The sequence below is a fragment of the Pediococcus argentinicus genome, assembly GCF_001437605.1.
GTDB lineage: Bacteria > Bacillota > Bacilli > Lactobacillales > Lactobacillaceae > Pediococcus > Pediococcus argentinicus.
The window spans coordinates 1-22585 of record NZ_JQCQ01000027.1 but is presented as its reverse complement, the minus strand read 5'-3'; the positions used below and the strand labels follow the sequence as shown (position 1 = coordinate 22585).

Annotated in this window: 20 protein-coding genes and 1 tRNA gene; 17 read left to right on the top strand and 4 right to left on the bottom strand. The window is 36.4% G+C overall.

The annotated features are described in order from the left end of the window. Positions 1-632 precede the first annotated feature (632 nt). Together IV88_RS06795 and IV88_RS06790 are read right to left on the bottom strand one after the other, a co-directional pair. Positions 633-706, bottom strand: a tRNA-Arg gene (locus IV88_RS06795). 55 nt (positions 707-761) lie between these two features. After that, complete coding sequence (locus IV88_RS06790; protein ID WP_057800053.1) at positions 762-1997, bottom strand: aminopeptidase; 1236 nt, start codon at positions 1995-1997, stop codon at positions 762-764. Positions 1998-2132: 135 nt separating this feature from the next. Between IV88_RS06790 and wecB the strand changes: the two genes are divergently transcribed. Then, a complete protein-coding gene (gene wecB / locus IV88_RS06785; RefSeq protein WP_057800051.1) occupies positions 2133-3263 on the top strand; it encodes a non-hydrolyzing UDP-N-acetylglucosamine 2-epimerase in 1131 nt (376 codons plus the stop codon). A 15-nt stretch (positions 3264-3278) separates the two neighbouring features. Here wecB and IV88_RS06780 read toward each other — a convergent pair whose 3' ends face one another. Next, complete coding sequence (locus IV88_RS06780) at positions 3279-3731, bottom strand: flavodoxin (protein ID WP_057800049.1); 453 nt, start codon at positions 3729-3731, stop codon at positions 3279-3281. 60 nt (positions 3732-3791) lie between these two features. Here IV88_RS06780 and recX point away from each other — a divergent pair, with 60 nt between their 5' ends. The 9 genes from recX to IV88_RS06735 all read left to right on the top strand — a co-directional run bounded on the left by recX (position 3792) and on the right by IV88_RS06735 (position 13296). Continuing rightward, a complete protein-coding gene (gene recX, locus IV88_RS06775; RefSeq protein WP_057800047.1) occupies positions 3792-4598 on the top strand; it encodes a recombination regulator RecX in 807 nt (268 codons plus the stop codon). 25 nt (positions 4599-4623) lie between these two features. After that, entirely contained in the window at positions 4624-5832 is a 1209-nt protein-coding gene (locus IV88_RS06770; RefSeq protein WP_057800045.1) for a serine hydrolase domain-containing protein, read from the top strand. Between the two features lie 84 nt (positions 5833-5916). Next, on the top strand, positions 5917-6474 hold the full coding sequence (locus tag IV88_RS06765) for a DUF402 domain-containing protein (protein ID WP_057800044.1): 558 nt from the start codon (positions 5917-5919) through the stop codon (positions 6472-6474). A 49-nt stretch (positions 6475-6523) separates the two neighbouring features. Then, on the top strand, positions 6524-7660 hold the full coding sequence (locus IV88_RS06760) for an AI-2E family transporter (RefSeq protein ID WP_057800042.1): 1137 nt from the start codon (positions 6524-6526) through the stop codon (positions 7658-7660). 63 nt (positions 7661-7723) lie between these two features. Further along, a complete protein-coding gene (gene tagD, locus IV88_RS06755) occupies positions 7724-8128 on the top strand; it encodes a glycerol-3-phosphate cytidylyltransferase (protein WP_057800040.1) in 405 nt (134 codons plus the stop codon). A gap of 83 nt (positions 8129-8211) precedes the next feature. Continuing rightward, the gene (locus tag IV88_RS06750) at positions 8212-9780 is read left to right on the top strand and encodes a peptide chain release factor 3 (RefSeq protein WP_057800038.1); all 1569 of its coding nucleotides are present in this window, start codon (positions 8212-8214) and stop codon (positions 9778-9780) included. A 111-nt stretch (positions 9781-9891) separates the two neighbouring features. Then, positions 9892-11991 carry an LTA synthase family protein gene (locus IV88_RS06745; protein ID WP_057800036.1) on the top strand — a complete coding sequence of 700 codons (2100 nt, stop codon included), beginning with the start codon at positions 9892-9894 and terminating at the stop codon, positions 11989-11991. Positions 11992-12082: 91 nt separating this feature from the next. Further along, positions 12083-12928, top strand: coding sequence for a sulfite exporter TauE/SafE family protein (locus tag IV88_RS06740; protein WP_057800033.1), 846 nt, complete (start codon positions 12083-12085; stop codon positions 12926-12928). Then, the gene (locus tag IV88_RS06735; protein WP_057800031.1) at positions 12928-13296 is read left to right on the top strand and encodes a DUF1634 domain-containing protein; all 369 of its coding nucleotides are present in this window, start codon (positions 12928-12930) and stop codon (positions 13294-13296) included. The genes IV88_RS06740 and IV88_RS06735 overlap by 1 nt, the downstream gene beginning before the upstream one ends. Positions 13297-13351: 55 nt before the next feature. Here IV88_RS06735 and IV88_RS06730 read toward each other — a convergent pair whose 3' ends face one another. Beyond that, positions 13352-15577 carry an ATP-dependent Clp protease ATP-binding subunit gene (locus IV88_RS06730; protein WP_057800030.1) on the bottom strand — a complete coding sequence of 742 codons (2226 nt, stop codon included), beginning with the start codon at positions 15575-15577 and terminating at the stop codon, positions 13352-13354. 273 nt (positions 15578-15850) lie between these two features. On the opposite strand from IV88_RS06730, the gene IV88_RS06725 reads away from it, so the two are divergent. From IV88_RS06725 to IV88_RS06695, 7 genes are all read left to right on the top strand, one after another. Then, complete coding sequence (locus tag IV88_RS06725) at positions 15851-16054, top strand: hypothetical protein (protein WP_210726819.1); 204 nt, start codon at positions 15851-15853, stop codon at positions 16052-16054. Between the two features lie 142 nt (positions 16055-16196). Further along, positions 16197-16463: a phosphocarrier protein HPr gene (locus tag IV88_RS06720; RefSeq protein ID WP_057800028.1), complete on the top strand. Its 267-nt coding sequence runs from the start codon at positions 16197-16199 to the stop codon at positions 16461-16463. After that, the gene (gene ptsP / locus IV88_RS06715; RefSeq protein WP_057800026.1) at positions 16463-18184 is read left to right on the top strand and encodes a phosphoenolpyruvate--protein phosphotransferase; all 1722 of its coding nucleotides are present in this window, start codon (positions 16463-16465) and stop codon (positions 18182-18184) included. The genes IV88_RS06720 and ptsP overlap by 1 nt, the downstream gene beginning before the upstream one ends. A 66-nt stretch (positions 18185-18250) precedes the next feature. Further along, positions 18251-19027: an alpha/beta fold hydrolase gene (locus IV88_RS06710; RefSeq protein WP_057800024.1), complete on the top strand. Its 777-nt coding sequence runs from the start codon at positions 18251-18253 to the stop codon at positions 19025-19027. A gap of 75 nt (positions 19028-19102) precedes the next feature. Beyond that, complete coding sequence (locus IV88_RS06705) at positions 19103-20275, top strand: glycosyltransferase family 4 protein (protein WP_057800022.1); 1173 nt, start codon at positions 19103-19105, stop codon at positions 20273-20275. 18 nt (positions 20276-20293) lie between these two features. After that, positions 20294-21310: a glycosyltransferase family 4 protein gene (locus IV88_RS06700; RefSeq protein ID WP_057800020.1), complete on the top strand. Its 1017-nt coding sequence runs from the start codon at positions 20294-20296 to the stop codon at positions 21308-21310. A gap of 11 nt (positions 21311-21321) precedes the next feature. Then, positions 21322-22341 carry a lysylphosphatidylglycerol synthase transmembrane domain-containing protein gene (locus IV88_RS06695; protein WP_057800019.1) on the top strand — a complete coding sequence of 340 codons (1020 nt, stop codon included), beginning with the start codon at positions 21322-21324 and terminating at the stop codon, positions 22339-22341. The last annotated feature ends 244 nt before the right edge of the window (positions 22342-22585 follow it).

Here is a 22585-nt window from a genome sequence, read left to right as displayed (position 1 = left end):
CGGCCTTTACTTCACATCCACTTTAAACTAAAAAATGGAGTAGACAACCCCGTCGAGTTATCTACTCCTATAGCTTAGTTAGTTTATTTTACAAATAAAAATCATTTTCCAGTGGTCACTATTATTAAGGGGTTCCTTCTAATGTAAACAGGATTAGAGTTATTGAAGAATGTTTTCAAACTGGTTTTGGAAGTTACATGTCTAGTATAAATAGTTGACTTGACCAGATTAATACCATTATTGGTATTCTTTATTTTAAAGATAGTATCATGTAAATCTTCATTTCTTTGTTTACTGGTACCAGGATATTCAGTAGAAATAATAGCAATTAAGTCGTAACTGGAGTCTATATTTTTGTATAAAAATTGTATTATTTTTGTTAGAGCAGCCTGATTATTATAATATTTATGACTTTTTAAATTTCTTATTGAATACTTTTGTATATAGCTAATATATAAATCTGACAAAGCTCGATGTCTTCCTAATTTATATGATTGTCTAAATCTAGGTAATTTCTTATTACTTTCTCGACGACTAGGAAGATCCAGTAGGTAACTGTTTGGAATAATTACTTTAGATTTCAAGCTACTTGAACTTTTGTGAAATGATCACTGCTTTAGATACTATCTATATGTCCCCGGTGAGAATCGAACTCACAACCTATCGCTTAGGAGGCGATTGCTCTATCCAGTTGAGCCACGGAGACTTAACAACATGAATCATTTTCCCATTAAAATAGATTCATGTAAAGTTATGATTAGCTATTTAGCCCAGTTACCATTTCTAAAAATTGGAATAATAGACCCATCAGATTTAATACCATCAATATTCATTTTGTTGGACCCAATCATGAAATCAACGTGTGTCTGACTAACATTCATCCCATGGTTCATTAGGGTCTCCGCATCCCATTTAGTTCCACCTTCAATGGTAAACGGATATGCTTCACCAAACGCCATGTGGTCTGATGCATTTTCATCGAATAAAGTATTAAAGAAAACAATGTTAGATTGAGAAATAGGTGAGTTATCGGGAACTAATGAAACCTCACCTAATGATTTAGCACCAGAATCTGTTTCTAATAGGTGTTGTAGAACATCAGATCCAGTTTCAGCGGTTGCATCTGTAACACGACCATTTTCAAAGGTTATTTTCATATTTTCAATAATAGTTCCGTTGTAACCAAGTGGCCTAGTGGATGAAACAACGCCATTAATACGACGATTGTCGGGAGCAGTAAATACTTCCTCAGTTGGGATATTAGCGACAAAAGTATTACCACTTGAGTCTTTTGAATCAGCAGCTTCCCAGATATGTCCGACTGGTAATCCCACTGTAAGGTCTGTTCCAGGTGCACTATACTTTAAAGCATCAAAGCGTTGTTTGTTTAACCAGTCAGCGTGTTGACTTAAGTCTTGAACTTTATCTTGCCATGCTTTGATTGGGTCATCTTGATCTACTAGAGTTGTTTTAAAGATTTGTTCCCATAAACAATTAACGGCTTCTTCTCCGTGAAGGTTTGGAAAGACACGTTTAGCCCAATCAGTATCAGCGGCAGCTACCACTAACCAGCTAATATCATTATTGGTAGTAACTTGCATAATTGGTCGTCTAGCTGTGCCTTGTGCAGATTGGAAGGCGGCTACGCGTTCAGTTGGTACCTCTGATAAGGCATTTGGATCGTCAGAAATTAGACTTATTCTTGAATAACGTTGATTAGCTAGTTCTTGCCATTTTTGTTTAATATAATTGGGCGTATCTTTTAGTTTATCTAGCGGTGCATTTTGTAAAAACTGCTTGGTAGTAAATGAGTCATCCCACTCGAGTAACACTTCCGCAGCACCTAGCTTATAAGCTGAAGCTGTAATCAGATTGGCTAACTTTTTTTGAGTGATTGAAGCGTATAGAATAACTGATTGGCCTGGTTGGATATTAACACCAACATGAGTGATTAAATCAGCGTATTTTTCTAAATTTTTATTTAAGTTGAATGTCATAGTAAAAAGACCTCCGTTCTGTTTTAGTAGCACCATATTAGCATATTACAGGTGTGCCAGGAAAGAATCAAAGGTTAGCAGATTAAGCCAAATGCGGTATAATTTATACTATTGTAAAAAGCGAGGAGCAAATAAATGCGTAAAATTAGAGTGATGAGTATTTTCGGTACACGACCAGAAGCAATTAAAATGGCGCCAGTGGTTAAAGCTCTTGAAAAGAGTGATCAATTTGAATCAATCACTGTCGTAACTGGACAGCATCGCGAAATGTTAGACCAAGTCATGAATATTTTTGAAATCAAACCTGATTTTGATTTAAACATTATGGCTAAGTCACAAACGCTTAGTCAGATTACTAATCGCGTGTTAAGTGGTTTAGATCCAATTTTAGAACAAGAGGAACCTGATTTAATCTTAGTTCATGGTGATACGACTACCACATTTGCTGCAAGTTTAAGTGCTTTTTATCATCAGATAGCTATTGGTCACGTTGAAGCAGGACTTCGTACTTGGAATAAGTATTCACCATTTCCTGAAGAAATGAATCGCCAAATGACAGATGTGCTCAGTGATATTTATTTTGCGCCTACAGAGGTTAGCAAGTCTAATTTACTGAAACAAAATCACGCTGAAAACAATATCTATGTAACTGGCAATACAGCAATTGATGCTTTGAAGACAACTGTTAGTAAAAGTTACCATCATGATTTGATGGATCAGATTGATCCAAGGAGTAGGGTTGTATTAGTCACCATGCATCGCCGAGAAAATCAGGGAGAACCCATGGAACGGGTTTTTAAGGCCATTCGTAAAGTGGTTGACCAACACGATGATGTTGAAGCAATTTTCCCAGTTCATTTGAATCCAGTTGTTCAAGATTTAGCCCATGAAATCTTTAAAGACGACTCTCGTATTCATTTAACAGATCCACTAGATGTAGTTGATTTTCATAATCTGGCGGCTAAGAGCTATTTGATTATGACTGATTCCGGTGGCGTTCAAGAAGAGGCACCATCATTAGGTAAGCCAGTTTTAGTACTAAGAGATACGACGGAACGTCCGGAAGGTATTAAAGCTGGGACATTGAAACTAGTCGGAACAGATTCAGAAGTTGTTACTGAAACAATGACTACACTACTCGATAATAAAGCTGTTTATGATCAGATGGCGCAAGCTAAGAATCCTTACGGCGACGGACACGCTGCTGAATATATTTTGTCAGCTATTCAAAAATGGTTCCAAACAAAAAACGAATCTCATAGTTAAACGAGATTCGTTTGCTTATTTATTGAAGCTATTTAATAATTCACTGGCGAAGCTATCAAGTTTGTCTAGGTCTTCTTCTGATTCTGGTGCTAAATTGATTTTGACGTTTTCAGCACCCTGAGTTGCACCGGTCCTTTGAAAGGCTTGGTTAAATTTATCAACAGCAACACAGTAGAATTCTTCATAGAATACGTCACCAGAACCGGCAACCCCAAACACTTTTCCAGATAGGTCAAGCTCTTGTAAGTCGGCAAAGAAATCTAGTCCTTCTTCTGGTAGATTACCTTCATCGTAAGTGTAGGGCACTACGACATTAATATCATAGTCTTTAAACTCTGCGGCGTCGGTTTGTGAGATTTCAGATTGATCGACTTCAACGCCGAGATCTTCAAGTGCTTCTGTAATGATATCGGCACAGTCTTCATTATTACCAGTGATTGTAGCAAAAACAACTTTTGCGGTTGGCATATGCACACTTCTTTCATAATTAATTTTACTAAGTATATCAAAAAAGGGATGTTTTATTAAATGGCAGATCAAAAAGTTCCAAAGATAACTATGATTCAGGCTCAGAAGCGTGCTGGACGATATAATATTTTCTTAGATGAACAGTATGCATTTCCAGTTAGTGAAGAGACTTTAATCCATTTTCAACTGGGTAGAGGAACGGAAGTTGATACAAAATTCAAAGCAGATATTGAGGCTTATGAAGGAATTGCAAGAGCTTATTCTCGTTCACTGGACTATTTAACGGGCCAGTTAAGGACTGAACTAGAAGTGCGTCATAAGCTACGAGACTTGGAATATTCAGTTGATGTTCAAGATGAAGTAGTTCAACGTTTAATTCAACAAAATCTGATTAATGATGCTACGTACGCGGATAGCTTTGTACGAACGATGATGAACACCTCAGATAAAGGTCCTAAAATAATCACACAGAAACTGAAACAAAAGGGCATCTCTGATAATTTAATTGCTGATGCTCTAGCACAAATGGCTAGTAACAATGAAGAAGAGCTCGCACTAAGAGTATCCGAAAAATTAATCCGTCACTATCAACGTGAATCACAAAGAGGAATGCAACAAAAAATTCGGCAAAATTTACTAGCAAAAGGCTTTAATTCGGATATAATAAGTAGTGTTATCGAAAAATTGCCTGAAAGTAGTACTGAAGATGAGTTAGAAAAGATCCAGGTGATGGGCGATAAGATATGGAATCGAAACCGACGCTGGGATTTAAAAAAGAGAAAGCTTAAAACAAAGCAAGCTTTGTTCAATAAGGGATTTCAGATTGATGTCATTGATCGTTTCTTACAAACTAAAATTAATGAATAGTAATATATGATCCGGGGGATTAGTATTGAAAAAGGGATATAAGGGGTTAATTGCTGTATTAGGTATTATTTTTATTTTTTGTGTTGGAACCGTTGGAATAATGGTCTTTAAGCCATTATCAATTGGTGACACAAATCATATTAGCGACAGTAAGAGTGGAAAGATAAAGCCCAAGAAGGTTTCTAAAACTGTTGAGTTGACGGATCGACAACCACTGAAATATGATTTGAAACAAAAACCCTTAACAAAAAAAGAAAAAGTCATTGAGAAAAAAATTTCATTAGAACTAAAACAAAATCATTTTATTGGCACAGTGCTAATTGCTAGTAATAATAATATAATTTATCAACATGGATACGGTTATGCTAATTACAAACTAAAGGCAGTTAACACAAGTAAATCACAATATCAGATTTTATCAATTCAAAAAATGGTAACAGCTCAAATGGTGATGAAACTTGTGCAAGACCATAAAATAAAATTGAGTGACTCATTAAGCAAATATTATCCACAAATTAGTAACTCTAAGAATATCAAGATTTCTAATTTGTTAAATATGACTAGTGGGTTAAAATTAGCAAATCAAATTCCAAGACCTATGAGTCCACAGGATATTGTTGACTGGAAGATCCAACATTTAGTAAATGACGGTGAACTTGGTAGGTGGAGCTATCAAGAAGTAAACTACAACATTTTAGCCGGAATCCTAATGAAAGTAACTAATCGTACATATTATCAGTTGTACAATACCTATATACAGAATTTGTTTAAGTTTAAAGGATCTGGTTTCGTATTTGCGCCGGATGCTATTCCTTACTTTTCTACTAACTATACTCAGGGCGAATCTAAGAAAGTTTTTCCAGATTATTCTATGCCAATCAATGAGAAGAGTGCTAATCAATTTGGTGAGTTAGGAACTGGAAATCTAGTTATGAGCGCAGGCGATTTGTACAAATTAACTTCTGGAGTATTACAAAATAGGGTTGTTTCAGCTAAGACTAATCATGAACTAGCTGACTTGGCAACCGGTTCACAATATGCTGGGGGTATGTATCATCGTGGTGATTATATTACTGGTCATGGTCGTGGATATGGTGGAGAAGTTGCATCGGTAGTTTCTAACGATGGCAAGCAAGCTGTAATTATGATGAGTAATTTTAGTAATGACAAAATGAAGTTAAAAATTGAAACTATGAATCTTTATAACAGATTAATAAATGGAGAATTTAAATAAATAATAAATTACAAACTTTTCATGTTGGTTTTGGTATAATAACCATTGAATATAAAAACTTTCAATGGAAAGTAGGCTTTAGCTATGTCTCGACATTCGAGTGGACCGCGCGAGGGTGAGTATGTTGCGATAAAAAGCTATAAGCATGATGGCAGTTTGCACCGAACGTGGTGTGATACGATGGTTTTAAAAAATAGTGCGGATGAGTTCATCGGATGTAATGATCATACTTTAGTTATTGAGGATGATGGAAGAAGATGGATGACACGAGAACCAGCTTTAGTATTCTTTAATAAAAAAGAATGGTTTAACGTTGTTACAATGATTCGAAACAATGGTATTTCACACTATTGCAATATTGCATCACCATATGTACTAGATCGTGAAGCTCTTAAATATGTAGATTATGATTTAGATGTAAAGGTGTTTCCGAATGGGGACCGGCGTCTATTAGACGTTGATGAATTTGAAGAATTTAGTCGTAGATGGAATTATCCGAAAGATACAATTGAAATCGCATTGCAAAGCGTACGCGAAGTAACGGATTGGATTGATCAAAAAAAAGGACCTTTCTCGACAGAGTTTATCAATATTTGGTATAACCGGTACCTAGAACTGGCAAAACGCAATAATACTCAGTAAACGGGCCAGAGCTTTCTGGCTCGTTTTCTTTAAACTCAGGAGGAATTAAATGTTTGAAAAGTTACGCAAATCACCGCTGATGTTCTGGTCAGTAGAGCTGTTGATTGCTGCAACTCTTATATATGTATGTACCAAAATAAACTTTTTGTTCAGTCCGATTGGAACATTCATTAGCACTGTATTTATACCGCTGATATTAGCAATGTTCTTATACTACATGTTAAATCCACTGGTAAAATTGTTGATGCGAGTTAAGATTAAAAACTTCAAAATTTCAAGAACGTTTGCAGTGGTGATTGTCTTTTTGGGATTCTTAGGATTGATTGCCTTTACAATTGGATCCTTTGTACCAGGATTGATTGGACAAATTACAGATTTGCTTAGCAACTTGCCTAAAATTGTTAGCAGTTTACAAGATGAAATGCCTAAGTTACTAAACAATTCCTGGTTTAAAAATGTTGATTTAGATCCATATATCAAACAAATCAATAGCCAATTGGGGAGTTATGCAGAGAAATTCCTGAGTAGCATGACTACTAGCTTGGGTACGATTATTTCAACCTTGACTAATGTAACGATTATTGTGATTACAGTACCAGTTATTTTGTTCTATATGTTGAAAGATGGTTATAAACTTACGCCAACTGTTTCAAAAGCAATTCCTAAAAGAAATCGAGAGAATGTTGTTAATTTATTTGGAGCTATGAGCGAAACCTTATCTTCATATATTGGTGGACAAGTAATTGAATGCCTGTTTGTTGGAACGTTCACTATTATTGGTTATATGATTATTGGGCAGCCTTATGGAATGTTGCTAGGCGTAATTGCTGGAATTTGTAACATTATCCCATACGTTGGACCATACTTTGGAATTTTTCCATCATTACTTGTTGCTATTTCAAAGTCACCAATGCAAATCGTGTACGTGATTATTGTGGTTTTGATTGTCCAACAAGTTGATGGAAACTTGGTTTATCCCAACGTTATTGGTAAGTCACTACAAATTCATCCGCTTACGATTATTATGCTGTTATTAGCAGCGGGTAAAATTGCAGGAATCTTTGGGATGATTTTAGCAGTTCCAACGTATGCAATTGTAAAAGTACTGGTTAATTTTGGACTACACATCTGGCGTTTAAATCGGACCACAATCCAAGAAAAAGTGAACTCCAATCCAAAGGAATAATTGGAGAATTTAGTGGTTTTATGGTAATATCATAGGGTTAAATAATTTTTAGGAGATATTCAATTGACACGAGTAATTACTTATGGAACATTTGATCTATTACACAAGGGTCATATCCGTTTATTGAAACGTGCAAAAGCACTTGGTGATCATTTAACCGTTTGTGTTTCAACTGATGAATTTAACGCCTTAAAAGGCAAAAAAGCTTATACCTCATTTGAAGATCGTAAGTATATTTTGGAAGCAATTAAATATGTTGACGAAGTGATTCCTGAAGAAGGTTGGGATCAAAAAATCAGCGATGTTAAGGAACATAACATTGATATCTTTGTAATGGGTGATGATTGGAAGGGACAATTCGACTTCTTATCTGACTATTGCAAGGTTGTTTACTTGCCAAGAACTGAAGGAATTTCAACTACTAAGATTAAAAAAGATCTTGGACTAGCTGGCGAAGATAATAAATAATCACGTGAGATTGGAATTAAACTTCGGTTTGCTCCAATCTTATTTTTTTGACGGAACTATTTTTACAAACGAAAGGTAATTACATGGACCAAAAACAATTAGCAACAGAAGTTAACAAAAGAAGAACCTTTGCCATCATTTCCCATCCGGATGCTGGTAAGACAACTATCACAGAACAACTACTTTTATTTGGTGGTGTTGTGCGTGAAGCAGGTACTGTTAAGGCTCGTAAAACAGGTAACTTTGCAAAATCTGACTGGATGGAAATTGAAAAGAAACGTGGGATTTCCGTTACTAGTTCTGTTATGCAGTTCGATTATGCGGGTAAACGGATCAATATTCTAGATACTCCTGGACATGAGGACTTTTCTGAAGATACTTATCGAACACTGATGGCGGTGGATTCAGCTGTCATGGTGATTGATTCTGCAAAGGGTATTGAACCACAGACTAAAAAGTTATTCCAAATTTGTAAGATGCGTGGTATTCCAATTTTTACATTTATCAATAAGTTGGATCGTGATGGACGCGAACCACTTGATTTGGTTAACGAATTAGAAGAAGTATTAGGTATTGATGCTTATCCAATGAACTGGCCAATCGGAATGGGTAAAGGCTTAGCTGGTTTATACGATATATATAATAACCGGATTGAATTACATACTGATGAACCAAGCTTTATTAAACTTGACGAAAATGGTGAACCGGTTGAAAAGACAACGGAATTAGAAGATAGTGTTTTTGAAGATGCCATTATGGAAGTTCAATTGATGAAAGAAGCTGGTAATCAATTTGATGCCGACAAAATTGCAACTGGTGATTTAACTCCAGTTTTCTTCGGTTCAGCTTTAACTAACTTTGGTGTCAAAACATTCTTGGATGCGTATCTTGAATTTGCACCGAAACCTTCAGAACATAAAGATGAAGCAGGGGAAGAGATTGAACCAGTGTCTGATCAATTCTCGGGATTTGTCTTTAAAATTCAAGCTAATATGAATCCTAATCACCGTGACCGAATTGCTTTCCTTAGAATTTGTTCCGGTGAGTTTGACCGTGGCATGGATGTTACTTTGAATCGAACAGGTAAAGCATTGCGTTTATCTAATTCAACGCAGTTTATGGCAGACACACGTGAAACTGTAGAAACTGCTGTTGCTGGTGATATTGTTGGGTTGTACGATACAGGAAACTTCCAAATTGGAGATACAATTTACTCAGGTAAGCATGGTTTACAATTTGAAAAGTTACCACAATTTACACCTGAACTATTTATGCGTGTTTCAGCTAAGAATGTTATGAAGCAAAAGTCATTCCATAAAGGAATCCAACAGCTTGTTCAAGAGGGAGCTGTCCAGCTTTATACCGCATATTCAACAGGAGACTATATTCTTGGTGCAGTCGGACAACTCCAATTTGAGGTTTTCCAATTTAGAATGCAAAATGAATACAATTCTGAAGTAGTCATGGAACCAATGGGTAAGAAGACTGCAAGATGGATTGATCCAGAACAATTGGACGAAAAGATGTCTTCGTCAAGAAATATTCTAGTTCGCGATAGATTTGAACAACCGCTCTTCTTATTTGAGAATCAATTTGCTGAACGTTGGTTCCAAGATAAGTATCCAGATATTAAATTGACCGCTAAACTATAATCAAAGCGTAAAAACTGCTTAAGAATTAGTTGCAGAACTGTTTAATATTGCAAAATTTAGGTAAACTAATGTAGTTTACGTTATAGAAAGATGTTTTGATGGGGGAACACAATGAAACAACTGTGGCAAAATATCCGAGCTGGTCTCAATACTAAGTTTGGATTCTTCTTATTAATTACCGGTCTGTTTTGGATTAAGTCTGTAATTGCTTATCAGACAAAGTTTAATTTAGGAGTCCAAGGTAATATGCAGGAACTGATTCTTGTACTCAGTCCACTTGGCTTTGCAATTTTACTGTTTGGAATTGGGTTATATTTCCGTGGTAAATGGTCGTATTGGTATATGATTATCATGGATGCTATTTTATCGACCTGGTTATTTTCTAATATTTTATATTATCGAGAATTCTCTGACTTCATTACCTTTAATTTAATTAAAGGATCAGGTTCTGCTTCCGATAATCTTGGAAAAAGTCTTATGGGTATCATGCGTGGTACCGACTTTTTAGTCTTTTTAGACGTTGTGGTTGTGATCATTTTATTGGCGACTCGGTTTATTAAGATTGATACTTCAAAGTTCAAACTTTTGAATGCTGGTGTAGTGTCATTATTATCAATTGCGGTTTTAGGTGCCAACTTAGGGATGGCTTACAGTAATCGATCAGGATTATTAACACGTACCTTTGATAATAACTACATTGTTAAATATTTGGGGTTACAGTCATATACACTTTATGATGGGATTAAGACTTATCAAAATAGTAATAAGAAAAAAGAGGCTAAGAGTTCACAGCTTAAGCCAATCCGTAAGTTTTTGAATGAAAATAAGGTTAGTCCGGATATTCAATACAAAGGTGTTGAAAAAGGAAAGAATGTCTTTGTCATTCATTTGGAAAGTTTGCAACAATTTGTTATCGACAAAAAGTGGCAGGGTAAAGAAATTACACCTAACTTGAATAAACTATACCATGACAAAAACACATTATCATTCGACAACTTCTTTAATCAGGTTGGTCAGGGTAAAACTGCTGATGCTGAAATGATGTTGGAAAACTCCCTTTATGGATTGCCAGAAGGGGCTGCAATGGTTACCGATGGAACAACCAATACGTTCCAAGCTGCTCCTGCAATTTTAGGACAAAAAGGATATACTACTGCGGCATTCCATGGTGATGTACCAAGTTTTTGGAATCGTGATAATGCATATAAATCATTTGGCTATGATTATTACTTTAGTAAGCAGTATTACGATATTAAGCCGGGGTATGTCAGTGGCTATGGCATGAAGGACAAGATCTTCTTACGTGATTCGATGCAGTATATTGAACAATTACCACAGCCGTTCTATGCAAAATTAATTACGGTTTCTAATCATTATCCTTATTTGATTTCGAAAGAGAATACGTCGATTAAACCATGGGACACTGGTGATTCAACTGTTGATCCATACGTACAAACCGCACATTATCTAGATCAGTCAATTGGGGAATTAATGCAATACCTTAAGAAGACTGGCTTAGATAAGAAGAGTGTTTTGATGTTGTATGGTGATCATTATGGTATTTCAAATAACCATAAACCTGCGATTGCGAAGATTTTAGGGATCAAAGGAGTTACAAACTACAATTTAGCTATGTTCCAAAAGGTTCCATTTATGATTCATGCTCCTGGCTTAAAGGGTGGTATTAATCATAATTATGGTGGTGAAATTGATGTTATGCCAACTTTGATGAATATCCTAGGTGTTAAAACTAAAGGAACCTTTGAGTTTGGGCAGGATATGACTGCTAAGGACTTTAATCAAATTGTGGCATTCCGGGACGGCGGTTTTGTTTCTAAGAAGTACACCAAGTATGGCGGTGATTTGTACTATACTGCTACTGGTGAACAAATTACTGACGAAACAGAAGCACAAAAGAAAGAAATTGCTAAGATTCAAGATTATGTTAATAACTCGTTAACTAATTCAGATAAGATTATCAATGGCGATTTGTTACGCTTTTCAGATTTAGATTGGTTCAAGAAAGTTAATAAGGCCGATTATGATTATAAAAAAGCCAATGCTTTGGAAGAACTCAAAGAAGCTGAAAAGAAGAATCCAACTAGTTTAATTCAGCAGAATCACGGTAAGTCTACTTTGAACAAATATAAGACAGATGCACCAGAAGTTAAACAGGATGAACAAAAGGGTTCAAAAACAAAAGATAAGTAATTTTTAAAGAAATTTAGACAGGTTCTTAGTTATAATGAAAAGGATGAGATGAAAATCTGGTCCTTTTTTATTTTGGATAGGGAGCGATGTAATGGTAAATCAAATTTTACTCCTTGCGACAGTTGGTATCTTGGCTGGAGTTTTTGGAGCTATTTTAGGAATTGGTGGGGGAATTATTATCACGCCGGTTTTGACAGTTATGATGGGATTGGATATTAAGTATGCGATTGGTGCAAGTATCATTTCGGTTATTGCAACCAGTTCAGGCGCAACGATTGCATATTTAAAAGATGACTTGCTTAATTTGCGAGTCGCTATGTTTTTGGAACTGGGAACTACAATTGGAGCGATTGTGGGTGCAATTTTAGCTGGCCTATTTAATCCAGATATTTTGTACATATTGTTCGGTTCATTTTTAATTTTCTCAGTTTGGAACATGATTAAGAAAATGCGTGGAACAGCTGCAGATCAAATGGCTAAGAAGAATGATCCAATTGCCAAAAAATTAAAGTTGAATGGTAGTTACTACGACAAGGTTGAACAGCGACAAGTTGATTATTCAGTTGAACGAGTTCCAGGTGGTTTTGCTATGATGCTTGGTGCTGGTCTTGCCAGTGGAATGTTAGGAATTGGTAGTGGAGTATTCAAGGTTACAGCGATGGATACGATTATGAAGATGCCGCTACGTCCATCAAGTGCCACAAGTAATTTAATGATGGGTGTTACTGCCGCAGCTAGTGCGATGGTTTATTTCTTTAATGGATCAATCCAAGCCAATATTGCTGGACCATTAGCAATTGGTATTTTAGTCGGTGCGACAATTGGAACAAGAATTATGCAACGCTTACCAGCTAAAGTAATTCGCTTGATTTTTATTCCAGTATTAGCTTACATGGGTGCTCAAATGGTGCTTAAAGGATTTGGGGTGAATATCTAATGCAAAAAGAAAACGAAGAAATGGAAAAAGTTGAACTTCTGATTGGAAGAATCCTTCAAATCGGTGTTATTGTCTCAGCTATTATTATTGTATTGGGTATTGCACTTTGGTTAATTCAAGGTGGTTCAGGTTATCCCCATGGTATTTTTCCACACCGTTTCGGCACTGTTACGAGTGGAGTTATAGCATTCAAGCCCTATGCAGTTGTGATGCTTGGAATCTTCTGTTTAATTTTAACCCCAGTTTTACGGGTGGTTGTTTCGATTTATGCGTTCGCTAAGGAACACGACCAACTCTATGTATGGATTACAACGATTGTTTTAGTAATTTTACTAATCGGTATGTATATCGGATATTTAGGAAAATAAAAAAGGAGTAACCTAACTTCAGTTTAGAAGAAAGGTTACTCTTTTTTTGTAGAAATTATTTGTTTTCTTTGGTTTCTTTAGTAGTAATTGAAGGGGCTTCAGCCTTGATTTCAATTTGGTCATCATGTAGCTCAGCGGTTAGGCGCTTGTCAGCAGGATGATCGAGGTAGAAATCAGCAATGCGATCTTCAATCTGTTCTTGGATCACACGACGGAGTGGACGAGCACCCATCTTAGGATCATATCCGAAATCTACTAATTTTTCTTCAACCGGTTTTGTAACGTGAACGTGAAGTTCTTGAGTGTTGAGCATCTTGTTAACGTCGTCAATCATCAAATCAACAATCTTCATCAAATTATCTTTTGATAAGGCGCTAAATTCGATAATGTCGTCAAACCGGTTTAAGAATTCAGGCTTGAAGTAGTTACCTAATTTATCAAGTACTGAATGGGTTTTACCTTGTGATGCAGCGCCGAAACCAACATCAGCTTCCACGTCACCAGTTCCAGCATTAGAAGTCATGATAATAATCGTGTCTTTAAAGCTAACAGTTCGACCTTGAGAATCAGTTAAGCGACCATCATCCAGAATCTGCAAGAACATGTGCATAACATCGGGATGAGCTTTTTCAACTTCATCTAACAAAATGAGACTGTATGGATGACGACGAACTTGTTCTGTCAATTGACCAGCTTCTTCATATCCAACGTACCCTGGAGGTGAACCAATCAATTTAGAAATTGAATGTGGCTCCATGTACTCACTCATGTCAAAACGAATCATTGAATCTGACGAACCAAAGAGTTCATTTGCTAATTGCTTAGCAAGTTCAGTTTTACCAACACCGGTAGGGCCAACAAAGAGGAATGAACCAATCGGACGACCAGTACCGTTTAATCCGATTCGATTTCGACGAATAGCACGCGAAACTTTATCGACAGCATCATCTTGACCAATCACATGACTTTCAAGATTCTGAGCAAGACTCTGTAACTGTTCCTGTTCTTTTTGTTGTAACTCACCAACAGGGATATCAGTCTTGTTTTCAATAATCTTTTGCATGTCTTCTTCAGTTACTTCAACAGCAGAAGCGGATTGAGTTGCCTCATCACGATTCTTCTCCAATTTAGTAACTCGGTCACGATAGTAAGCTGCTTTTTCGTAATCTTCAGCATCAAGTGATTCTTGTTTGCTCTTTTCAGCTGCATCAATTTTGCGTTGAATGGAAGCAGGGTCAACAACATTTAACGTTAAGTTCTTCTTTGAACCGGCTTCATCAAGTAAATCGATAGCCTTATCAGGTAAGAAACGATCTTGAATATAACGTTTTGATAATTTAACAGCTGCTTCAATAGCTGCATCAGTGTAATGAACGTGATGATAGTCTTCGTATTTCTTTTGAATTCCTTTCAGAATCTGAATTGCTTCTTCTTCACTAGGTTCATCAACTTGAACAGGTTGAAGACGTCTTGCTAAGGCAGCATCCTTTTCAATATCACGGTATTCTTTTAAAGTTGTTGCTCCCACAAGTTGGAAATCACCACGCGCAAGGGCAGGCTTCAAAACGTTTCCGGCATCCATTCCGCCTTCAGCGTTCCCAGCTCCAACAATTTCGTGAATTTCATCAATAAAGACGATCATATCTTTATTGCTTTGAACTTCTTTCATTAGTTGTTGCATCCGTTGTTCAAATTGACCACGGATACCAGTACCTTGAACTAAGGAAACAACATCCAAACGCACGATTTGCTTGTTAGTTAACTTTTGCGGAACGGATCCTTCAACAATACGTTGAGCTAATCCTTCAACTACAGCAGTTTTACCAACACCGGCTTCTCCAATGAGGACCGGATTATTTTTTGTTCTTCTATTAAGGATTTCGATAACGCGTTCAATTTCTTTATCGCGTCCAATGACTGGATCAATTTTGCCTTGTCGTGCAAGATCAGTAAGGTTTAATCCGTATTGACCAAGTAGGGAACCTGAATTGTTGCCACCATTGCCACCTGGTTGAGTAGGTGGAACCTGCTGGCTCTGATTAAAGTTTCCTTGAGACTGGTTAACGTTGCCTTCTTGCATAGCACGGAAAATATCATCAAGGTTACCAAATCCAAATGGATCTTGTGCCATACGAGCACCTCCGTCTGTATTAAAATTAGTGTTTTGATTCTTTAAAAGTTGATAGCAATTTTGACAAAGGTCAATTTTTTCACGCTGTCCATTGATATTTACATATAGATGAATAGTCGCTTCATTCTTTTGACAATTTTGACAAAGCATAAGCTGTCTCCTTTCAAATTAAAAAGTTCGCAGATGGTCAAAAAATGTTTGACCAACTTTGACCATGACTATATTATACTCACTCTGACCAAATGTGCAAGAAGTTTGACCTTATCTTCTAAAGCCTTGATAAATAAAGGATTTTTGTTTTATTAATGGTAAATGTTTTTTTAGAAGTGGTTATTTTTTAGTGTGATAAATGTTAAAATTGAATCTATATCAAAATGGATATAACAAAAATTTATACTTTATAAAGCTATAGAGTAGTAGGGAGTGATTATAATTAAAGATTATTTAAATCTGTTAGACCAATTGAGGGATGGCACGATTAGTGAACTAGTAGTGACTCCCGATGAATTCATGGCCTTTCAGCCAGTACTAATGGATTTCCCCGACCGTAAGCTAATAATTGGCGAAGCTGGACGTGAAGGAAAAGTGGTTTACCGATTTGAGCATAATGAAAACGATACCAATTAAATTCGTTTAGTTTTATGAAAGGGCTTGCTTTACAAGCTATAAATTGCTATCCTTTTGTCAAAGGCTGATAAAAGGTTAGCAAATAACTAACTCAGTTTCAGTTTAAAATTTTTATGTATATATAGAAGGAGATCGATTTATTATGGAAAAACGCGACTTTCACGTAATTGCAGAAACAGGTATTCATGCTCGCCCAGCTACTTTATTGGTACAATCAGCAAGCAAATTTAACTCAGACGTCCAATTAACTTACAAAGACAAATCAGTTAACTTGAAGTCAATCATGGGTGTTATGTCACTCGGTGTTGGCCAAAACGCTGACGTTACAATTTCAGCTGACGGTGATGACGAAGCAGATGCTATCGCAGCACTTGAAGATACAATGAAGAAGGAAGGACTTTCCGAATAATGACTAGCACTCTTAAAGGTATTGCTGCTAGTGATGGGATCGCGATCGCCAAAGCATATATGCTGGTTGATCCCGATCTTTCTTTTGATAAGAAGACTATCACGGATGTTGATGCAGAATCTGCCCGACTTGAGAAGGCTCTTGATGCTTCAAAAGCAGAATTAAAACTTATAAAAGAAAAGGCTGCTGAAAACCTTGGCGATGAAGAAGCTGAAGTTTTCGAAGCTCATTTAACAATTTTATCTGATCCCGAATTAATCGGTAATATTGAAGATAAAATCAAAAACGATAAAGTTAATGCTGAACAAGCTACTAAAGAAGTTACAGACAACTTTATTACTATGTTTGAATCAATGACAGATAACGCTTATATGCAAGAACGTGCGGCAGATATCCGCGACGTTACCAAACGTGTTATGAGTCATTTGCTTGGTGTGGACCTACCTAACCCAGCATTAATCGATTCAGAAGTAGTTATTGTTGCTCATGACTTAACTCCTAGTGATACAGCTCAATTGGACCGTCGTTATGTTAAGGGATTCATTACTGATATTGGTGGACGTACTTCACATTCAGCTATCATGTCACGTACACTTGAAATTCCTGCTATCGTTGGTTCTGAAAAAGCTACAAGTTCAGCTAAAGCTGGAGATATGCTTATTATTGATGGTCTTGAAGGGGATGCAATTATCGATCCTTCTGATGATCAAGTTAAAGAATATCAACAAAAAGCTGCTGACTTTAAAGCTCAAAAAGCTGAATGGGACAAACTTAAAGATGAAAAGACCGTTTCAAAAGACGGTGTTCACTTTGACTTAGCTGCTAACATTGGTACTCCTGATGATTTACAAGGAGTTATTGATAACGGTGGAGAAGCTGTTGGACTATTCCGTTCAGAATTCTTGTACATGAATGCTAGCGAACTTCCTACAGAAGACGAACAATTCGAAGCTTACAAGAAGGCTGTTGAAGGTATGAACGGTAAACAAGTGGTTGTTCGTACAATGGATATTGGTGGAGATAAGGAACTTCCTTACCTACCATTACCAGAAGAAATGAACCCATTCTTAGGTTACCGTGCTATTCGTATTAGTTTGGATCGTACTGACTTATTCAGAACTCAATTACGTGCATTACTTCGAGCATCTGCATTTGGTAAATTAGCTATCATGTTCCCAATGATTGCTACTGTAGCTGAATTCAAGAAGGCTCGTGCTATTTATGATGACGAACGTCAAAAGATGGTCGATGCAGGCGAAAAGGTTGGCGATATTCAAGTAGGTATGATGATGGAAATCCCAGCTGCAGCAATTATTGCTGATAAGTTGGCTAAGTACGTTGACTTCTTCAGTATCGGAACAAATGATTTGATTCAGTATTCATTTGCTGCTGATCGTGGTAACGAAAAAGTTTCATACTTGTACCAACCATATAACCCTTCATTGTTACGTTTGATCAAACGTACAATTGATGCATCTCATGCAGAAGGTAAGTGGACTGGTATGTGTGGTGAAATGGCCGGCGATCAAACTGCTGTTCCAATTCTGATGGGACTTGGTTTGGATGAATTCTCAATGAGTGCTACTTCAATTTTGAAGACACGTTCATTGATGAAGAAGTTGGATACAAATGACATGAAGAAACTTGCAGAACGCGCTGTAACAGACGCCGAAACAAATGATGATGTTATTAAAATGGTTAACGAAGCCGTTGGCAAATAGTTAACGTTGATAAGCTCGGGGCAAACGTTAGTTTGTTCTGAGCTTTTTTGTTTTCAGGAGGAAAGTATGTTTTTTAAAACAAAAGACCAAGTTAGCTTATATTATGATGACGTTGGTGAAGGTCAACCATTAGTTTTTTTAACTGGTTTTAGTGGCAATACAGAAATTTGGTTTAGACAACGTGAGTATTTCAAAAAGAACTTCAGAGTAATTACATTGGATTATCGTAATCATGGTCGCTCAGATCGAGTTGATTATGGGATTCGAATTAATAAACTAGCAACTGATGTGGTCGAACTATTGGGCTTTATGAAAGTGAAGCAACCAATTATAGTTGGCAACTCTATGGGAGGTTCGGTTGCTTTGAACATTGCCAAGAATGAGGGATGGCAGTTCTTTAAAAAAATGGTTATTGTCGATCAGTCCCCTAAAATGATTCATGAAAATGGCTGGAATTATGGTTTTAAGGATTTAAGAAGGGATAACTTTTTTAATGTTATTTCTGTGCCACTGAAACACGCTAATTTCAGTCGACTAGATGACGAGGTTTACAAACGTTCGAAAGCTGTAGACATCGAACATCCATTTAGTAATGGAGCTAATGGTGATCTAATGACGGACCATTCATTGAAAGATTGGCGTCAGGTTTTGAAGGATTCTGATAAACCAGTTCTGTTTATATTAGGCGAACAGAGCCCATTTTATGATATTAATGATTCCAATCAACTAGAGCAATTTGGAAACAATGTAGAAATTAAGCATATCGATCAAGCAGGACATTTACCAATGGCAGAACAACCAGACAGGTTTAATGAAATTTTATTGCAATTTATCAAAGAATAACGTGCATGTTTGCATAAGGATTTTGAAACCAATATAATTGAGGATATACAATTTTTAGTACTGAGGAGGTTCGTCGTGAATATTGGAATTTTTACCGATACATACTTTCCACAAGTTAGTGGGGTAGCTACATCGATTAAAACTTTACGCGAACAGTTAGAGAAACAGGGACATCAGGTCTATATTTTTACGACAACTGATCCTAAAGTCGACAAGAATGTTTATGAACGAAATATTTTTAGGTTCGCCAGCGTACCATTCGTATCCTTTACGGATCGTCGAATTGCCGTTGCGGGCTTTTTAAAAGCTGTGCAAGTTGCTAAAGAATTGAACCTCGATATTGTTCATACTCAAACCGAGTTTTCACTTGGCTGGATGGGCAAATTTGTTGCTAAAAATTTAAAAATACCATGTATTCATACATATCATACAATGTACGAAGACTATCTTCATTATGTTGCGAATGGAAAAATCCTTAAGCCTTATCATGTTAAACAATTAACCCGTGGATTCACTTATCATATGGATGGAGTGGTTGCTCCTAGTGAAAGAGTTTTAAATACTCTTACAGGTTACGGAGTTAAAATTCCAATCCGTGTCATTCCGACTGGAGTAAACATTAGTAAATATGCACGGCGTGATGATACTAACTGGAGGGTTAAGTTTGGCTATGAAGACGAAACTCCGTTACTTCTTTCTTTGAGTCGTTTGGCTTATGAAAAGAATATTCAGGAAGTAATCAGTAGTTTTCCTGCTGTATTAAAAGAAGTCCCCAGTGCTCAATTGTTAATTGTTGGGGATGGACCAGCTCGTGAAACTTTAGAAGCACAGGTTAAGGATCTTAATTTGAGTTCTAATGTTCGCTTTACTGGAGAAATTGATAACGACCGTGTTTATCAGTTTTATCAAATGGCTGATTTATTTGTCTCAGCTTCTGACTCAGAGTCACAAGGCTTAACATATATAGAAGCTTTAGCATCGGGACTCAAAGTTGTTGCTAAAACAGGTCCATACACAGACGAATTATTAGACGATGTTTCTTTAGGTAAGACCTTTGATACAGAGTCAGATTTAGTTTCAGCTATTAAAGACTATATTGAGAATCCTGATAAGTATAATGATCCAAAGCCGCGCGAACAAAAGCTATACGAAATTTCAGCTGATTTTTTTGGTAAAAGAGTTGTCGATTTCTATAGAGACGTGATTGCTTCATATACAGATGTACAAACAGATTCAGATCTAACTTAATTTTTGGGGGATAATCCATTGCCAATTAGTATTAATATGTTTTCGTCGGCCAGTAAAGTAAAGGGTCAAGGCGTCGGCAGTGCTTACGAAGAACTTATTCGTTTGCTCAAGACACATTTAAGTAATGAAATTACAGTACGAATCAATAAGTATTCAAAGTCAGATATCAGTCATTATCATACGATTGATCCGACATTTTATTTATCGACTTTTTCAAAAAAACGTGGAGTTAAAGTGGGATATGTTCATTTCTTGCCAGAGACAATTGAAGGCAGTCTGAAAATCCCACAACCTTTTAGAGGGATCTTCTATAAATACATTATTGCTTTCTATAAGAGAATGGATCGAATTGTTGTGGTTAACCCAACTTTTATTCCTAAATTAGAAACTTATGGTATTTCCAAAGATAAGATTACATATATTCCTAACTTTGTGCGTAAAGATGAGTTTGGCGAATATGATAATAAAAAGAGACTAGAGACACGGGCTAAGTTAAATATCCAAGATCAATTTACGATTCTTGGGATTGGACAGGTACAAGAACGTAAAGGCGTCAAAGACTTTATTAAGTTAGCTGAAAATAATCCAGACATGTTGTTTATTTGGGCAGGTGGATTCTCATTTGGTCGATTAACAGATGGATATGCTGATCTTAAAAAAGTAGTGGACAATCCACCCGCAAATCTTAGATTTACAGGAATTGTTGACCGTGACCAGTTGGCAGACTATTATAATGCCGCTGATTTATTCTTATTACCATCATTTAATGAGCTTTTCCCAATGTCTGTTCTGGAAGCATTTAGCTGTGGAACACCTGTTATGTTGCGTGATCTAGATTTGTATCATTCTATTATTGAGGGATACTATATTAAAACTGATGGATATGACCAAATGGATCAAGAGTTAAAAGAACTAAAGAATGATCCAGACCGAATGGCTCAAATGAAGGCGATCTCGTTGAGTGCATCTGACAGATACTCGGAAGATCATTTAACAGAAATATGGCTTAAGTATTATTCATCATTGGTTAAATAGGGGGAAGGCTAATGTCACGAAGAAATAAATTCGTTTTAGCCATTATGATATTAGTTGGGGTTGGTATCTTTGCGTTTTCATTGCGCAATGTTAATTTAGCAACCTTATGGCATGATGTCTTAAACCTGAACGTATGGTGGATGATATGTGCTTTAATATGTATTCTTCTATATCTTGGGTTAGAAGGAGTAGCAACCAAGTGGTTAGTTGAAAGTAATGGTGACAGATTATCATGGAAAGATGCATTGCGGATACCGTTGGTAGAACAACTATTTAATGGGATTACTCCATTTTCATCCGGTGGACAACCAGCACAGTTGGTGGCATTAATGCAGAGCGGAATTGAAGCAGGAAGAGCAAGTTCAGTATTATTAATGAAATTTGTTGTGTTTCAGTCTATGGTAGTTATCAACTTTGTTTTCAGTCTTTTAATCGGATTCAGTTATTTAGAAGAAAAGATTCGAGCTTTGGCTTGGTTCGTACTTTTTGGATTCGTAATTCATTTAACTGTTATTGTTGGTTTATTAATGATTATGTATTGGCACAACTTTACCAAACGATTAATTGGATTAGTGTTTATTCCGATTAGTTGGTTTGTTAAGGGACAGAGACTAGAGGATTGGAAACGCTCATTAGATCAAAAAGTGGATAGCTTTTATCAAGAGAGTGTTCGAATGAAGTCACAATGGAAGTTACTTTCTAAAGTGTTTGGTATTACTTTCTTTCAACAACTATTCTATTATTTAATCCCGTATTTCATTTTACTATCATTAGGAAAAACTGGAATTAGTGTCGTAATGATTACGTGTTTGCATGTTTTAATCTTTATGGTTATCTCTTTATTTCCAATTCCAGGCGGAGCCGGTGGAGCAGAATATGGATTTAGCGTATTATTTTCAAACTTTATTGGTAATAGCAGTAAATTAGTTTTGGCCATGATGATATGGCGGCTTCTAACCTACTACTTCGGGATGTTTGCGGGAATGGTCGCAATGGTACTTAGGCCCGATAAACTGAATAAAAACGATTAAACGAGTTGAAAAACTCGTTTTTTTTATACTTTTCTATAAAAAGCGCTTGACCGTTCTCGATATTGTTGATAATATATTTAAGTTCCCTTGTGAGAGAGAACAACGTCTGATAAAAACGTGATTAAAAAACTTAAAAAAGTTTGTTGACAACGAATGACTCAGATGATATGATTTAATAGTTGTCTAAGAGAGCGCTAACAACGCTGGTGAGACAACGAATGTAGACCTTTGAAAACTGAACAAA

Bases quoted from the DNA above. Each gene is read 5' to 3' on its own strand.
- IV88_RS06790 (WP_057800053.1), bottom strand. From the start codon at position 1,997: ATGACATTCAACTTAAATAAAAATTTAGAAAAATACGCTGATTTAATC.
- wecB (WP_057800051.1), top strand. From the start codon at position 2,133: ATGCGTAAAATTAGAGTGATGAGTATTTTCGGTACACGACCAGAAGCA.
- IV88_RS06780 (WP_057800049.1), bottom strand. From the start codon at position 3,731: ATGCCAACCGCAAAAGTTGTTTTTGCTACAATCACTGGTAATAATGAA.
- recX (WP_057800047.1), top strand. From the start codon at position 3,792: ATGGCAGATCAAAAAGTTCCAAAGATAACTATGATTCAGGCTCAGAAG.
- IV88_RS06765 (WP_057800044.1), top strand. From the start codon at position 5,917: ATGTCTCGACATTCGAGTGGACCGCGCGAGGGTGAGTATGTTGCGATA.
- IV88_RS06760 (WP_057800042.1), top strand. From the start codon at position 6,524: ATGTTTGAAAAGTTACGCAAATCACCGCTGATGTTCTGGTCAGTAGAG.
- IV88_RS06750 (WP_057800038.1), top strand. From the start codon at position 8,212: ATGGACCAAAAACAATTAGCAACAGAAGTTAACAAAAGAAGAACCTTT.
- IV88_RS06745 (WP_057800036.1), top strand. From the start codon at position 9,892: ATGAAACAACTGTGGCAAAATATCCGAGCTGGTCTCAATACTAAGTTT.
- IV88_RS06740 (WP_057800033.1), top strand. From the start codon at position 12,083: ATGGTAAATCAAATTTTACTCCTTGCGACAGTTGGTATCTTGGCTGGA.
- IV88_RS06735 (WP_057800031.1), top strand. From the start codon at position 12,928: ATGCAAAAAGAAAACGAAGAAATGGAAAAAGTTGAACTTCTGATTGGA.
- IV88_RS06730 (WP_057800030.1), bottom strand. From the start codon at position 15,577: ATGCTTTGTCAAAATTGTCAAAAGAATGAAGCGACTATTCATCTATAT.
- IV88_RS06720 (WP_057800028.1), top strand. From the start codon at position 16,197: ATGGAAAAACGCGACTTTCACGTAATTGCAGAAACAGGTATTCATGCT.
- ptsP (WP_057800026.1), top strand. From the start codon at position 16,463: ATGACTAGCACTCTTAAAGGTATTGCTGCTAGTGATGGGATCGCGATC.
- IV88_RS06710 (WP_057800024.1), top strand. From the start codon at position 18,251: ATGTTTTTTAAAACAAAAGACCAAGTTAGCTTATATTATGATGACGTT.
- IV88_RS06695 (WP_057800019.1), top strand. From the start codon at position 21,322: ATGTCACGAAGAAATAAATTCGTTTTAGCCATTATGATATTAGTTGGG.